12 protein-coding genes and 2 pseudogenes are annotated in these 14,720 nt (G+C 61.6%); 3 read left to right on the forward strand and 11 right to left on the reverse strand.

Annotation, left to right across the window (positions count from 1 at the left end; genetic code table 11):
* Positions 1–86 precede the first annotated feature (86 nt).
* From H8S62_RS18700 to H8S62_RS08920, 3 genes and pseudogenes are all read right to left on the reverse strand, one after another.
* Positions 87–164 (reverse strand): annotated as a pseudogene (locus H8S62_RS18700) (rubredoxin-like domain-containing protein); the annotation flags it as partial.
* A 135-nt stretch (positions 165–299) separates the two neighbouring features.
* Complete coding sequence (gene rbr / locus H8S62_RS08915) at positions 300–833, reverse strand: rubrerythrin (RefSeq protein WP_155147110.1); 534 nt, start codon at positions 831–833, stop codon at positions 300–302.
* A 52-nt stretch (positions 834–885) separates the two neighbouring features.
* Positions 886–1,272: a desulfoferrodoxin family protein gene (locus tag H8S62_RS08920; RefSeq protein WP_186919075.1), complete on the reverse strand. Its 387-nt coding sequence runs from the start codon at positions 1,270–1,272 to the stop codon at positions 886–888.
* A 244-nt stretch (positions 1,273–1,516) separates the two neighbouring features.
* Between H8S62_RS08920 and H8S62_RS08925 the strand changes: the two genes are divergently transcribed.
* Positions 1,517–1,957, forward strand: a complete 441-nt coding sequence (locus H8S62_RS08925; protein ID WP_155147114.1) for a hypothetical protein — start codon at positions 1,517–1,519, stop codon at positions 1,955–1,957.
* 90 nt (positions 1,958–2,047) lie between these two features.
* Here the strand turns inward: H8S62_RS08925 and H8S62_RS08930 are convergent, their stop codons facing one another.
* The 8 genes and pseudogenes from H8S62_RS08930 to H8S62_RS08965 form a co-directional block, all read right to left on the reverse strand.
* Entirely contained in the window at positions 2,048–3,790 is a 1,743-nt protein-coding gene (locus H8S62_RS08930; protein ID WP_186919076.1) for a M23/M56 family metallopeptidase, read from the reverse strand.
* A complete protein-coding gene (locus H8S62_RS08935) occupies positions 3,766–4,149 on the reverse strand; it encodes a BlaI/MecI/CopY family transcriptional regulator (RefSeq protein ID WP_186919077.1) in 384 nt (127 codons plus the stop codon). Before H8S62_RS08935 ends, H8S62_RS08930 begins: the two co-directional genes overlap by 25 nt.
* Before the next feature lie 289 nt (positions 4,150–4,438).
* Positions 4,439–5,293 (reverse strand): annotated as a pseudogene (locus tag H8S62_RS08940) (nucleoside recognition domain-containing protein); the annotation flags it as partial.
* A gap of 13 nt (positions 5,294–5,306) precedes the next feature.
* Positions 5,307–6,932 carry a recombinase family protein gene (locus tag H8S62_RS08945; RefSeq protein WP_243255527.1) on the reverse strand — a complete coding sequence of 542 codons (1,626 nt, stop codon included), beginning with the start codon at positions 6,930–6,932 and terminating at the stop codon, positions 5,307–5,309.
* A gap of 64 nt (positions 6,933–6,996) precedes the next feature.
* Positions 6,997–7,137, reverse strand: a complete 141-nt coding sequence (locus H8S62_RS08950) for a hypothetical protein (RefSeq protein ID WP_155147121.1) — start codon at positions 7,135–7,137, stop codon at positions 6,997–6,999.
* 133 nt (positions 7,138–7,270) lie between these two features.
* Positions 7,271–10,837, reverse strand: coding sequence for an S-layer homology domain-containing protein (locus H8S62_RS08955; protein WP_186919078.1), 3,567 nt, complete (start codon positions 10,835–10,837; stop codon positions 7,271–7,273).
* Positions 10,838–11,709: 872 nt separating this feature from the next.
* Positions 11,710–13,038: a ferrous iron transporter B gene (locus tag H8S62_RS08960; RefSeq protein ID WP_155147125.1), complete on the reverse strand. Its 1,329-nt coding sequence runs from the start codon at positions 13,036–13,038 to the stop codon at positions 11,710–11,712.
* Positions 13,039–13,067: 29 nt separating this feature from the next.
* On the reverse strand, positions 13,068–13,352 hold the full coding sequence (locus H8S62_RS08965) for a FeoA family protein (RefSeq protein WP_155147127.1): 285 nt from the start codon (positions 13,350–13,352) through the stop codon (positions 13,068–13,070).
* Positions 13,353–13,475: 123 nt separating this feature from the next.
* Between H8S62_RS08965 and H8S62_RS08970 the strand changes: the two genes are divergently transcribed.
* A complete protein-coding gene (locus tag H8S62_RS08970) occupies positions 13,476–13,946 on the forward strand; it encodes a metal-dependent transcriptional regulator (RefSeq protein WP_341481035.1) in 471 nt (156 codons plus the stop codon).
* The gene (locus tag H8S62_RS08975; RefSeq protein ID WP_186919079.1) at positions 13,918–14,586 is read left to right on the forward strand and encodes an NlpC/P60 family protein; all 669 of its coding nucleotides are present in this window, start codon (positions 13,918–13,920) and stop codon (positions 14,584–14,586) included. Before H8S62_RS08970 ends, H8S62_RS08975 begins: the two co-directional genes overlap by 29 nt.
* Positions 14,587–14,720: the final 134 nt, after the last annotated feature.

Raw genomic sequence — 14,720 nt, forward strand, 5'->3', positions numbered from 1 at the left:
CTGGTGTGCCCCCTGTATGGGCGGCACACCAGAGCCTATCGAAAAAGGGGCTGTTGCAGATCTCTTTCTGCAACAGCCCCTTTTTATCATTCATAATTCCGGCCCCGGAGCTCAAAATAGGCCTGGGGATGCGCGCAGACAGGACACACGCCGGGTGGGGACCCCGTATCTTTTTATCTGCCTGGGACGAGTGAATTGTCCCGGCATCAAGGGTTTTCGCCCCTTTTTGACTAAAACCCTTGTGAACGGCTCCCGGCGCATAAAAAAGCTCCGGCCCGAAGGCCGGAGCTTTTTTATCATTAATAGTTCTGGCCCCGGAGCTCAAAATAGGCCTGGGGATGCGCGCAGACAGGGCACACGCCGGGAGCCTCCTTGCCCACATGGATGTGGCCGCAGTTGCGGCACTTCCACATATACTCGTCGCCGCGCTTGAAGACCATGCCCTCTTCCAGGTTCTTCAGCAGCTTCAGGTAGCGCTCCTCGTGCTCCTTCTCAATCTTGCCCACGCCCTCGAACAGGAAGGCCAGCTTGGTAAAGCCCTCCTCCTGGGCGGTCTCGGCCATCTCCTTATACATCTGGGTCCACTCTTCGTTCTCGCCGGCGGCGGCGGCCTTCAGGTTGGCGGCGGTGTCGCCGATGCCGCCCAGCTCCTTGAACCACAGCTCCGCGTGCTCCTTCTCGTTGCCGGCGGTTTCGGTGAAAATTGCGGAGATCTGCTCGAAGCCCTCCTTCTTGGCCTTGCTGGCAAAATAGGTGTACTTGTTGCGGGCCATGCTCTCACCGGCAAATGCTTTCCAGAGATTGGCTTCCGTCTTGCTGCCCTTCAGTTCCATGTAAATGATCTCCCTTCAAAATTTTTCTCTATGTAAAATATGTTTTGCCCCATCAGTCGGCGTTCTTCCAGAAGCCGTGGAGGTTGCAGTACTCGTACGCGTTCACGTCCCCATCAGCGCTGAAGGCGCGCAGCTCGGGCTTGTCACCGGGTTTGGGGAACTTCAGTACCACGGTGTCGCCGCTCGCAGCGGCGATAAGCTGAATGAAATGCTCGGGAAGCATGGGGTGTTCCACGGAGCCCACCTTGACGGACACGGAATAGCCCGAGCCGTGGGCGGTCTTCTCCACCACGGGGACGTGCTTCTCCAGCGCCCCGTCGGTGGTGTTGGGGACCAGCTCCTCCATCTTCTCGCCGCAGCAGAAGACGGGGACGCCCTTATCCACAACCTTATAGACGATGTTTCCGCAGTGGGCGCAGCGGTAAAGCTTCAGTTCCATAGTCAATTCCTCCTTTGAATGTACGGTATCACATTTTGGCGGAAGATGCAATGAACAATCCGTAAAATGTGTCCGGCCTTCTATCAGTAATAGTTCCTGTTAATAGAATACCAGAGTCTTCCTCAAAATGCAAGCCCTTTTTAAAAAAATTTTACCGCTTTTATTGCGCCGGGCACGGCACATAATAATATGCGGAGAGAGAACCTAACAATCCAAAAATCATTGTTTTGCAGGAGGATACGGAATGAAACGCAACCTGACGCTCCTTGCCATGGCGCTGGCCCTCACCTTCAGCATCACCGGCTGCACCAACGACAAGGCCCCCACTGTGACCCCCAAGCCCACCACCTCCCCCAGTACCAGCGTGGCCCCCAGTACCGCGCCCACCACGACTCCCACCACGACCCCGGGCACCGAACCCACCACCACTCCCGCCACCGACGGCGTGGGCAGCACCAACATGGGCGCTGCCGCCCGTCCCAACGTGAACACCCGCAACGGTGCGTACGACAACGGCACCTACCGCTCCGACGGCGCCGGCCGGGTGGGCAACGCGGTGCGCGAGGGCGCTGAGGGTGTCGGCGACGTGGCCAAGGGCGCCGTGGACGGCGTCGGCGACGTGGTCAAGGGCGTTGGCCGGGGTGTTGAGGACCTGGGCAACGGCATCCGCAACGCTACCCGCTAAAGACGGATAAAGCCAATCAAAATGGGCTGTGGAGTATCCACAGCCCATTTTGATTGGCTTAGAACATATTTATGCCGGCGGGACCGGGGGCTACTCCCCACTGTACTCGTGGGTGAAGCTGATATCAGAGAAGCGGGTCTCGGGGTCCACGCGAGCGCCGCCTTCCCGCAGCTCCAGATGGAGGTGATCGCCGGTGGCCATGCCGGTTTTACCCACATAGCCCACCACCTGGCCCTGGGTCACGCTGTCGCCCTCGGAGACAGTATTGGCGGTCATCTGGGCATAGAGCACGGAATCCCCATCGCCGTAGCCCACCACCACATAGTTGCCGTACTCCGTTCCGTAGGCCGAGAGAAGCACCACCCCGCTGCGTGTGGCGCAGACCGCAGCGCCGCTGTCCGCCCGGATGTCGATGCCGGGGTGGCTGTGAATCAGGCCGGTGATGGGGTGAATCCGGCTGCCATAGGCGTTGGAAACGGTGCGGTAGGCGCTGTCCAGGGGGTAGGCTGGCGCCTCGTCCGCTATGGACAGGGCGTCCCAGTCGATCTCTGCAGATTTTTCGGCGATCAGAGTGGACACTGCAGCCTGCTCCGCACTCTCCCCGCCGTTCCCGGCGGGAGGTTCGGACGGGTCGGAGTCCGTAATTTCCACAGTGGGCTCAGGCTCCGTCACCACGCCGGAGAGGGCGGCAGACTCAGCGGAAGGGTCCGCCGGCCCGTCGGGAGGGGTGCTGGGGGTCTCGTCCGGGCCCGCGGGCTCCCGGGAGGGCAGCATGGGCTCGGAGACCACCACCATCGATTCGCCCGGAGCAGGCAGGTCCTCGGTATAGGCCCCCAGCAGGACGGCGCCCACACAGAGGACCGCCGTGAGGAACACCCCGGCGGCAATCGCGCCCGCCGTCTTCTTTTTAAAATTCATGATAAACTCCAATCTCTGTTTGAGCTGCTTACCGTCATCGCTCATGGAGAGGGTAAGCGCACGGGGGCGGCTGATTCCGGCGGGCCGGGCCGCGGCCAGGAGGGCGCTGCCGTATGCCCTGCGTGCAGGGCCGTCCAGTCTGGCGAGCACCGCCTCGTCGCAGGATAGCTCGCAGTCCCGTCCGATCTCCCGCCGGAGCAGGCGCACCAGGGGGTTGAACCAGTGGAGGCAGACCGCCGCCTCCAGCAGCCATTTATAGAGGGCGTCCAGCCGCCGGCAGTGCGTCAGCTCATGGAGGAGGACCGCACGCAGCTCTTTCCCGCTCTGCGCGTCGCCGGACAGGACCACCATGGGGCGCAGGACGCCCGCCTGGACCGGGGAGGCAAGGGCCGGGTTCACCAGCAGGGTGGGTATGCGGCGCAGGCCCAGGGCGGCGCATACCTCCCGGAAGAGGGTCTGCGCCCCATCGCCGGCCGGGCGGCTCCCCATGCGCAGTTCCCGCAGGTAGCGCCGGTAGCCCAGCGCCGCACGCAGCAGCAGAACGGCGGCCACCGCGGCCCAGATCAGTGCGGCCAGCTCGCCCGGAGTCGGCGCCGGGGCGGCGGCAGGTGTAATTCCGGGGGGCATCCCGCCGGGGGCGGCCATGTCGGGCGCCCCCATCCAGACCCCAGCCGCTATGCCCGCCGCGGGAAGCTCCACCACCAGGGCGCCGCTGAGGCTCGCCCTGGGCGTGAAGGGGACGAGCAGGCGCAGCAGGGGCACCAGCCAGATATAGTACTGCCAGCGGCGGCTGAGCCGCCGGCGCAGCAGGGGCCTCAGAGCCAGCAGGAGCGCAATCAGCACCGAGCCGGAGAGGGACAGGGAAACGAGGGTCTTCATCGCCGCCGTCATCACCCCTGCCCGCCCTTCTCCCAAAAGGCCCTCAGCTCCTCCAGGTCGTCGGCGGTCAGGCAGTCCTGCTTCAGGAGGGAGGACACCAGCCGCCCGGCGTTGCCGCCATAGATCCTGTCCAGGAAGGAGCGGGTCTGGCTGTCGGCGTAGTCCTCCTCCCTGAGGAGGGCCACATAGATATTGAGCCGGCCGCGCTTCTCCACCGCCAGCATCTCCTTCTCCACCAGGCGGGAGAGGAACGTGAGGACGGTATTGGCTTTCCACTCCTTCTCCTGGGCCGCCAGCGCCTCCATGACCTCGGCAAAGCGGGCCCGCCCGCCTCTGGCCCAGACAATGCGCATCAGCTCCAGCTCGGAATCTGAAATGGGTTGTCGTTTTTCCATAGAGAAGCCTCCTATTTTCAACTACAGTCTGTAGGTGTAATTTATATTAACGCTTTGTAGGTGAAGTGTCAAGATAAATTTTGCCGCGACGGAGCGTCGGTGCGGAACACAGGGGGCGGGCGGTCCATGGATGCGGCGGCGGCAAGCCGGGCTGGGCCGCAGGACGCGGGAGTGCTTGTCCCCGGCGCCTGCCTGAGCGGCGTTTCCGGGCAAAAGGGCCCCGGCGTCTCGCTGTGAGACGCCGGGGCCCTTTTGCGGGATGATGGGAGAGAAGACCGGACGGTCACGGTCACACCAGGCCGGAGAGCCGGGCGAGCGAGGCCACCAGGAAGCAGACCGCCATGCCGATGACCGTGGGCACGGCGAAGGAAATCAGGGTCCATTTGACGCTCTTGGTCTCCTTACCGATGGTCATGCAGGTGGTGGAACAGGGCCAGTGTATCAGGGAGAAAAGCATGGTGCACACCGCAGTGAGCCAGGTCCACCCGTTTTGTACCAGGAGGGCCCGCAGGGCGTCCAGGCTGGTGAAGTCGGTAAGGGTGCCGGTGGCCAGGTAGGACATGATGATGATGGGGATGACGATCTCATTGGCGGGAAAGCCCAGGATGAAGGCCATAAGGATAGTGCCGTCCAGTCCCAGAAGCCGGGCGAAGGGGTCCAGAAAGCCGGTGCAGTGGGCCAGTATGCTCAGATCGCCCACCCTGACGTTGGCGAAGATCCAGATCAGGAGACCCGCCGGGGCCGCCACCGCCACCGCCCGGCCCAGGACGAAAAGGGTTCGGTCCAGCACAGAGCGGACGATGACCTGGCCGATCCGGGGCTTGCGGTAGGGCGGCAGCTCCAGGGTGAAGGAGGAGGGGATTCCCTTCAGAATCGTGGCGGAGAGCAGGCGGGAGACCCAGAAGGTGAGCAGGACGCCCAGGAGAATCACCCCCGTGAGAAGCAGCGCGGAGAGCAGTGATTTCCCCGGTCCCGGGGCTGTTCCCACGAAGAACATGGTGATGATGGCGATCAGGGTCGGGAAGCGTCCGTTGCAGGGGACAAAGTTGTTGGTGATGATGGCGATCAGCCGCTCCCTGGGGCTGTCGATGATGCGGCAGCCCACCACCCCGGCGGCGTTGCAGCCAAAGCCCATGCACATGGATGGTCGATTTATGCTACCCGGCTTGCCCTTCTTCAGGACCGGCAAACCGGTAGAAAATGCGGATGGTCTGCCGCTTCTCTCTGCCGTGCTCCGTCTCCTCAAAACAGCCCTGCTCCACCTCAATATGGTCGATGAGCTTGAAAACCAGCTCCCGGGTCAGCTCCCTGACCTCCGTGACGCCGTCCAGGAGCGCGTAAAGCCGTTCCCGGCGGTCCCCGCCCCCCGGGCGCTTTTCCGGGGCAGAGCGCTCGACAGCCTCCAGTTTTCCGGCGAGCTCCGCCTGCTCGGACTCGTAGGCCGCGGTCATTTTAGCGTACCGGTCATCACTGATTTTTCCATCGGCGTTATCCTCGTACAGCTTCATCAGCAGGCGGTCGATTTCGGCGTGCCGCCGCTGCATCTCCGCCGCGGCCCGGGTGCGGCGTTCCGCGTCCGGGCCGCCCTGCTGTTCCGGCTCCGCCAGGGCGGCCGCGATAGCCTCGCGGTCCTCACGGGAGAGCCGAATCTGCCGCCGGATATCCTCCAGCACAGCGTGATAGAGGACGTTGTAGCCGATGAAGTGGTTGGAGCACGCACCGCTCCCGCGGAGCTTATACTGCCCGCAGACCAGGTTGTACCGCTCATCCCTGGAGCGGCTCCCGGTGGTGGACATATTGCGCCCGCAGTCGGCACACCTGGCGACGCCGGAAAAAATGTTTTGAAAGTCCGTCCTGTGCTCACAGCGTCGGCGGCAGCTCTGCCGGGTGACAATCTCAAAGGTCTCCTTATCTATCAGCGGCTCATGGGTGCCGCGGACCGTATACCAGTCCTCCTGGCCATTGCGGATCATCTTGTCGCTCTTGAACGACACCTTCGTCGTCTTGCCTTGGGCGGTATGGCCCAGGTAGACCATATTCCGCACCATTTTATAGATGCTCTGGCTGGTCCACTCTCCCCGCCCGGAGTATTTTCCCGCATCCAGGCCATGCTTTCTGCAGCGGTAGACGATGGGAGACTCCACCCCTCTGCGGTTCAGGTCCCTGGCGACCTCGCTTAAGCGCTCCCCGCCGCGCAGACGCCGAAATATCTCCTGCACGACCGGCGCGGCCTCGTAGTCGACGACCAGGCGGTTTCTGTTCAGAGGGTCCTTTTCATAGCCGTACGGGGCAAAATTCCCGATATAGCTGCCCTCCCTCATCTTGGTCTCGAAGGCGGACCGAATTTTCTTTGAGGCGTCCCGCGCGTACATCTCGTTGATGATGTTCTTGAACGGGGCGATATCCGTATAGGGGCTGTCGGAGTCGTACCCGTCGTTCAGGGCGATGTACCGGACGCCGTGCTCCGGGAAAAACCGTTCGGTATATTCGCCCGCCGTGATGTAGTCCCGGCCCAGCCGGGAGAGGTCCTTGGTAATGACCAGGTTGACAAGCCCCGCCTCAATATCGGCAATCATCCGCCTGAACGCGGGGCGGTCGAAACTGGTGCCGCTGTAACCGTCGTCCACGTATTCGCCGTAAACAAAATAACCTTGCTCCGCGCAGTAAGCCCGTAAGAGCTTGCGCTGGTTTTTAATGCTGGCGCTCTCCTCCTCGCCCTCGTCATCCCTGGAGAGGCGCAGATAGAGCGCGGCCATCATCTCAGTGCGCTTGACGGTTTTCAAGCCCCGCTCCCCTCCTCAAGCCCGCAGTCCGGCCGGACAATTGCAGTTTCCTTCACGGGGACGCTCAGAGGGGCGGGCGCTCAATCTGCGCCGAAAGGAGCTCCCTCAGGAGCTCCTGAATGGGCTGCCCGCCGACATACCGGCGCTCTATCGTCACGGTACAGCGCGGCGTCTCGTAGGTTGTATCCGGTCTGCTCTGATTCATAGCTTATTGATCACCTCATCTACACTCGTATTAAAAAGACCGGGCGGTTATGAGTTGAAGCGGGGTGATCCCTTCAAAAAAAGGGGAGCGTCCGATTAGAACGGACGCTCCCTTTGCCATTGATTATGATCGGTTATATTTGATTGATAAAACGCATCAGAATGGCGGAGACCTCGGCGCGGGTGGCGGTGGCGGCCGGGTCCAGCAGATTTCCGCTCTTACCGGTCAGAATGCCCTGTTCCACCGCCCACTGCATGGCCGAGCGCGCCCAGCCGCTGACCTGATCGGCGTCGGTATAGCCATTCAGCTCCGCTTCGGCCAGGGCGGGTGAGCCCGCATAGCGGTAGAGAATCGTGACGAGCTGTTCCCGGCTGACGGCGTCCTCCATATTTGTGCCGTCGCTGATTCCCTGCTCCACACTCCAGGCCACAGATTTTGCGTACCAGGTCTCGCCGCCGTCGGTGTCCTGTCCGTCCAGACGGGCCAGGACGGTGACCAGCATGGCGCGGTTCATGTTCTCGACGGGGGCGAAGCGGTCTCCGCCGACACCGCCAAAGAGCTCACGCGCGGTGACGAAGGCGATGGCGTCTCCTGCCCAGCCCTGTACCGCCGCTGTGTCCGCAAAGGATTTCGTGTTGTCCGCCACCTTCAGGGTGGCGGAACCCTCCAGGGCCACGGCGACGCCGTTTTCAGTGAGGGCGGTGGTCTTCAAAAGCGCCTCGCCGCCGTCCTCCTTCACCAGGAGCAGAACCGTGCCGGGGGTCGCGTTTTCAGCAGGGACCTCCACCGTGACGGCGGAATCTGCCTTGGGCAGGCTGACCTTGATTTCAGGGGCGGCGCCGGCTCCGGTTCCGGCCTGCACGGTCATTATCGGAAGGGGAATCGCTCCGCCCGCCTCGGCCGCAGCCTCGACGGCCTTTTGGGACAATGTCGCCTCGGCCTTGAACACACCGCCGGCGGACACGGTGGTGGCGCCCTGGGTGCCGTCGGGCCGCTTCTCGCTGGCGGACACGGAGCCGTCCTTCTTGGTTTCAACCACCGCGACGGTGCCGTCCGGGTACTTCGTGGTGGCGGTGACGGCGCCGGTTCTCTTGTTTGTAACAGTGGTAGTAGTAGATCCGTCGGGGTTTTTAACAGTCTGATGGGTCGTGGAACTTCCTCCGGTAATAATGACGCTGTTGTCTGTTACTGCTAGACGATATATGTTCCCGTCTACCACAACATCCGTCGTGCCCCCTGCAACGCCGGTGACCACCAGACTGTGGCTGACTACCGAGACGGTCTCTGTGGTCTGTTCGCTCTGAGCATTAATCTTAACCACGTGCGAATACTTACTGCTGGTGCTGTTGGAGGGGTACAGTGCAAAGTAGGTATCGTTATACTTCGCCACAATGAGGTAATATCCGCCGTCTACGATATCCTCCAGATTCGCCGCCTGAACATAGCCTGGAATTTCAGCGCTGGATTCTTCCCCGGCGGATGCAGGGCGATAGAGCAGGAAAGAGCATGCGGCCTGGAACCCCGCCGTAGTGCCAACCCGGTCGAAAACGTTTTTTCCATCACGGTAAAAATGAAGATATTTGTTTCCGTTGTCCAACAGGTAAAAACTGTTTTCAGCCGATCCAACGGAACACTTAACCGTCGCCGCTGTTGTACAGGATGGATACCCTGCATCCCCGTTGGAAGGCTTCAAATATACCACCGTGCCGTCCGCTGTCTTTGCCGAGATGGTGAACCCGTCGGTGTTGTTACCGGTGAAGAGGTATAGCGCTTTGCTGAGGGAGATTTCAGTGCCGTTATAGCTTGCGTCTGTTCCCAGATTGCCCTGAGCGCCGGTTACGGTAAAGCTCTGATCATCGGTTTCAATCTCCGCAGCAGCAATGAGGGGATCCGCTTCCCTGCTGATCCGATCGCTCTCCACGGGGAAAGACTTCGTCTCCCCCACTGCCAGCTCTACACTCACCATGTTTTCCGGTTCGACACGGATGGCGCAGATAATTCCGCCGCTGGTAAAGCTGGTCTCCCCCTCCTTCAGGCCGGTGTATGTAATGAATGTCGTGTCTTCCATTGTTTTCGTACTTACCGCTACGACGTTGGGGTCGACCGCCGCCAATTCCTCGGCAGAGGGCCCTGGCGCCGCAACCCTCTCTGTGCGCGTGCCATACAGCGGGACGGTCACTGTGCGTCTGCCGTCAATGATGCTTCCATCGGCAATGTCCTCTATGGCAAAGCGATGGTACTCAACCCCATTTCCCTCATAGAGCAGGCCGATGGATCCGTCTTTCAGCTCGGTCAGGCTGGAGTAGCTGTAGCTCCCTTCGGTGACGGAGTAGGTATAGGCCAGGTCCATGGTATTATCTTCGTTCAGCGTAAAGGTATAGATTTTGCCGTTACTACGGGTCCCGGTGCCTGTGGCGGCGGTGGAGACCAATATCGCGGTCTTGCCATCGATGGTCTTGGAGTATTTGATGGCGGACAGCTGGTTGTTGGAGGTCTTGATTGCGCCGGTGTTCACGGGAGAGCCCGCCACCCACTTCTCCTCTTCCGCGCTCCAGGTATGGTCGGTATAGTACAGGGTGGCATAGCCGTCCCGATAGAAGTGCCGGAGGGTGGCGGCGTCGATTTGGACCAGGGCGCTCTCGCTGGACCAGTGGCCGCCGCTGGTGGCGTCGTCAGAGCGGTGCCAGGTCTCGCCGCCGTCGGAGGAGTAGATAAAGCTGGCAATCTGCGAGCTGTTCGCAGTGCCTCCGGTAAATGTATAGCAGGGCAGAACAATGGTCCCGTCTTCCAGGCAAAGCCCCGCCCCGGGCCCTACGCCGTAGAACTGATGCGTTCCGGTGGTTTTTCTAATCTGGGGGTTCAGAATCGTGGGATCAGACCAGGTTTTTCCGCCGTCTTCAGACTTCACCAGCCATAGATAGGTGGCTGCGCGCACATGCAGGTCCGCATTGTAGAAGAACACGTTCTGATGCACCAGCTTATCGCTGCCGAGCTGCCGGCAGTACAGTTTCTCTTTTTCAGCGTTATAAAGGTAATAATGGGCGTCCACGTAATACACCGCGCCGGTGGAGCTGTCCGCGGCATAGACGGGCGCGAAGCCGTCAACAAAGTCCCCCACATAATAGTCGTACCCGCTGTCCGTCTGACCACTCGTGCGGGTATAGAGCATCAAACGCTGCACGCCGTCAATCTCCGTGTAGCCCGTGGAGGCGGCAGGGGCGGCAGGGGCGGTATTCAGGCCGATTCCGCCGGGGAACAGGTCTACCAGTAGATAGACGGTATCGTCATTACCCGCTATCATCACAGGGTCGATAAAGGCGGTGGCATTTAAATTTTTGGCGTTGGTGCTGTCGTTAAAGAAATTTGCGAAACTGTAATTCCAGGTCTCGCCGTTATCCGTGGAGTAGCTGACGATGGTATCCAGGGCGCAGGCGTCGCCGGCATGGTCCCAACGTGCGTCGACGGCAGCCAGGAGGGTGCCGTCGCTCAGGGTTATCAGCGCGGGGATGCGGAAATTGTCGCTGCCGCCGGTCCCCCTGGCAAAGGGCTGGCCCACCGTAACGCCGCCGGCCGGGGCGCCCTCAGCGTACTCCGGCGGCTCCGGCTCAGGCGCTGTCCACTCGCCTCTAACGTAGAGATAGATGGGGAATTTATAATCCCCCCTTGGCCCCCAAAAGTCCGTAATATGGTTGGGATACAATGAGGCACTGTCATTGACGCGATTAAAGTTCAGTATACGCGACGAGGCAGGGGAGGAAAGAGTATAGCTTCCGTTGAGCACAGTAAGCATTAGTTCAGCCGCATTATCGGTAAACATACTATTTCCCAGCGCCAGGTAATAATTGTTGGAAAAGAGCGCAATCCCCCCCTCTGTTTCCTCCGCCCTGAAATGCAGCGCGGACATCTCCAGCTTAGAATTATCTTTGAGATATACCGCAGAGGGTTCGGCGCCATCGAGGTTAAGGACGGCCGTGCATGCGCCGTTGGCTCCGGTCAGGGCGCCGGGACTCACTCCGGCTCCGTTTTCGCTGGCGTAGAGGGCATAGACGTTGCCGTCGCTGTCCCGTGTTACGACCAGATAATCCCGCGCTGTGTCCAGCGTGGACGCCGTGTATTGCGTATAGCCGGGAATAGCAGGCGCGTCAGATGACGCGCCTGCTTCTGCCTGGGCCCCAGGCAGAAGCGCAGACAGCATACATCCACACAGCAGCAATGCGGCAGCCTTTTTCAACCGTGCTCTCATAACAATCATCCTTTCGTTGTCATCTTTGCTTATTTGTCTTCCGGTGCGTACCGCCACCTCCCCCTACCCGCCGGTAAAACGGATAAGCTATTGTATCATCTTTGGTAAAAATTTTCATTCCATTTTATTTATAAAAAAATTTTTCTTTTTATGTGCACTATTTACAAATCATTAAGTTATAATAAATCGATTCTACATATTTTGTACGTCAGGCTCTGAAACAGTCAAAATGTAACCGGGTACCGCCAAGAGCGGTACCCGGTCCAGCAGCCTCTTTTCATGGAGACGGAGGCCCGGCATATGCCATATGCACTCATCGCCCCGGCATTTCAATGGGTGCATATATCAACCAAGCACATGGTCAGCGCTTGCTTGCCGCAGGCCTTGGCCTTCTGGAAGGCGTGGTCCAGGACAAAGGCCACGCGCGGGAGATAGCCGAAGTCCTCCAGCAGGGTGAAGATGGGGAAGAATATCGCCATGGGGGGCAGCATGACGCTCACCACCCAGGCCAGGACCCGGTAGACCCCCAGGACCAGGGCGCCGTGGAGCCAGTCCGGGGCGTTGAAGTATGTAAACAGGTCGGTGAGCCGGTCCTGGACCCAGAAGAGGCCGTCGGACAGAAGCTGGGAGGGATAGTTGGCGCCTGTGATGGTGAGCCAGAAGACCCCCGCCAGCAGGAGCAGCATCACGGGAATGCCCGTGGCCCGGCTGGTGAGAATTTTATCCAGCCGCCGGTCCCGGCGCTCGTAGTCCTCGCGCTGGTAGGTCACCACGTCGTTGCACACGTCCTCCGCCGCCAGCACCAGACAGGAGACGATGCGGTCCTTGAGGGCCTCCCGTCCGACACCCGCCGCCTCCAGCTCCGCCAGCGCGGAGGCGACAGCGGCCTGGACGGCCTCGTCGGCGCGCAGGTCGCAGTCGAGAGTGTCCGCAAGGGCGTCCAGGAGGGACGGGTCGTCGTCCAAAAGACGCAGGGCCACCCAGCGCTCGGGCAGGCGCCCGCCGAGCCGCTCCCGAAGCAGCGGCACCAGCACGGCGGCGGCACGCTCAATAGAGGCCAGATAGCGCACCTCCATCGGCGCGGGCGGCTCCGGGTCCGCCGTGAGAGTGGCCACCGCGTCCATCAGGGCGTCCAGCCCCTCCCCGCGGGCGGCGGCCGCGCCCACCACGGGGACGCCCAACCGGGCGGAGAGGGCCTTCAAGTCTACCCGGATCCCCTTTTTCTCCGCCTCGTCCAGCAGGTTCACGCAGACCACCGTCCGCGGCTCCAGCTCCAGGGTCTGGAGTACCAGGTTGAGGTTCCGCTCCAGGCAGGTGGCGTCGCACACCACCACGGCCCCGTCCGCCCCGCCGAAGCACAGAAAGTCCCGGGCCACCTCCTCCTCGGTGGAGTGTGCCATGAGAGAGTAGGTCCCCGGCAGGTCCACCAGAACGTACCCCCTGCCGCCGTGCTCACACTGGCCCTGGGCGCTGCCCACCGTCTTGCCGGGCCAGTTGCCCGTGTGCTGACGCATTCCCGTCAGCGCATTGAACACCGTGGATTTGCCCACATTGGGGTTGCCCGCCAGGGCAATCACGGCGTCCTCCGGGCTGCTTCTCACGATGGTCAGGCCGCTGTCTGCCGCGCCCGCCCCTGTCGAGGCTTTGGTTAAACCCATTTGATCTATCCTCCTATATGATGTGGTTTTTACGCCAGCGCCGTCCGGCGGAGCGGCAGCCGCTCGGTGAGCGGGCCCTCCAGATGGACGCCCCGGGCGTCTGTGCCCCGGAGGGCGATGACCGCGCCCCGGATGCGGTAGGCCGCGGGGTCCCCCGCCGGGCTCTTGGCCATGCAGGTGACGCGGGTGCCGGGAATCAGTCCGATATCCAGAAGACGCCGCCGCATGGCGCTGTCCGCCTCCACGTCGGCAACGTAGGCGCTCTGCCCCTCTTTCAGGGTACAGAGAGAAAAAAGCTCAGTGGTACAGTTCATATATATCAAAGCTCCTCGCATATGATTTAGTTCACAGCAGCGATTGAAGTTGCTCTAAGGAAACTTTGTTTCCGCACCCTATCATATTGCGCATTGCGCCGAAGGGTGACGGCGGAAAGGGGCGTGGAGCCGGTGGCGGGACAGGAGAGCATGGAGTTTTACACCCAGAAGGGGTATCAATTGCGCAATCAGCAGCCGATAACCGGGGCAATGGAGGATTATCTGGAAATGATCTGCCGCCAGGCTAAAAACGAGGGGTATGTCCGCATCAATTTCCTGGCCGGACTCTTAAATGTGCGGCCCTCCTCCGCCTCTAAGATGGTATACCATCTGCGGGACCTGGAGCTGGTGGAGTTTGAGAAGTACGGACTCATCCGTCCCACGGAGGAGGGGGCGCGGCTGGGGAGCTACCTTCTCTACCGCCACGACGTGCTCCACCGCTTCTTCCGCCTGCTCAACGGCGCCCCGGAGGAGCTGGAGCAGGTGGAGCAGGTGGAGCACTTTGTCAGCGAGGAGACGGTGCGCAACCTGGAGCGGCTGGCGGACTGGATGGAGCGGACGGGCTATGAAGCGCCGGTACGGAAGGGGGAATAGCCGCCGCCGGGAGCGGCCCTGGCTGCCCCTGGGGCTGGTGCTCCTCCTCTTCGCGCTGCTCCTGCCTTTCCTTCTTCCCCAAGAAGAGGAGGAGAAGCCCCCGCCGCCCAGAGCGGAGCTGCTCCTGCCCGACGGGCTGGACGGCCTGCGGCGGGCGCTGGTGCTGAACGCCGCGGCCCTGGAGGGGCGTGTAGGGTACTTCTGGGGCGGCAAGTCGCTGGCCCTGGGCTGGGATGCCCGCTGGGGCGTGCCGACGGTTGTCACGGCGGAGGGGAGCGATACCACCGGGGATAGTGTTCCCTTCGGGTTGGACTGCTCCGGTCTCGTCACCTGGGCGGCGGTGAACGCCGCCGGGACCGCCGACGCTGTAGAGGCCATCGGCAACGGGGTGCGGGACCAGTACGGGAAGTGCGAGGCCGCCGCGTGGAGCGAGGCCCAGCCGGGGGATTTGGCCTTTTTCCCCGACCTGAGCCATGTGGGAATCGTCTTGGGCTGGGGGCCGTCCGGCGGCCTGCGGGTGCTCCACTGCTCCAAGACCCTGGGCGGCGTGGTGGTGAGCGAGGACGGCGGCGGGATCGGGTTCTCGCTGGTGGGACGGCCCGCGTTCTACGCATTTTACGCCGGGGAAGAAGAGGAGTAGTTCCCATTCAGGCGGGATTTACAGGCTGTTCACAGGTTTTTCAGGCTACTTTCAGCTTTTTCTGGTATACTTCTTTTGTTCCAACGGAAACAGACGGGCGCCATTCCCGGTCTGTTCTCCCATTGAAAGGAAGG

Source organism: Lawsonibacter faecis (assembly GCF_014287675.1).
Lineage (GTDB): Bacteria > Bacillota > Clostridia > Oscillospirales > Oscillospiraceae > Pseudoflavonifractor > Pseudoflavonifractor faecis.

Excerpts from the sequence above, each read along its gene's own strand:
- rbr (WP_155147110.1), bottom strand. The coding sequence starts at position 833 with ATGGAACTGAAGGGCAGCAAGACGGAAGCCAATCTCTGGAAAGCATTT.
- H8S62_RS08920 (WP_186919075.1), bottom strand. The coding sequence starts at position 1,272 with ATGGAACTGAAGCTTTACCGCTGCGCCCACTGCGGAAACATCGTCTAT.
- H8S62_RS08935 (WP_186919077.1), bottom strand. The coding sequence starts at position 4,149 with ATGGAAAAACGACAACCCATTTCAGATTCCGAGCTGGAGCTGATGCGC.
- H8S62_RS08960 (WP_155147125.1), bottom strand. The coding sequence starts at position 13,038 with ATGGGTTTAACCAAAGCCTCGACAGGGGCGGGCGCGGCAGACAGCGGC.
- H8S62_RS08950 (WP_155147121.1), bottom strand. The coding sequence starts at position 7,137 with ATGAATCAGAGCAGACCGGATACAACCTACGAGACGCCGCGCTGTACC.
- H8S62_RS08975 (WP_186919079.1), top strand. The coding sequence starts at position 13,918 with ATGAAGCGCCGGTACGGAAGGGGGAATAGCCGCCGCCGGGAGCGGCCC.
- H8S62_RS08965 (WP_155147127.1), bottom strand. The coding sequence starts at position 13,352 with ATGAACTGTACCACTGAGCTTTTTTCTCTCTGTACCCTGAAAGAGGGG.
- H8S62_RS08925 (WP_155147114.1), top strand. The coding sequence starts at position 1,517 with ATGAAACGCAACCTGACGCTCCTTGCCATGGCGCTGGCCCTCACCTTC.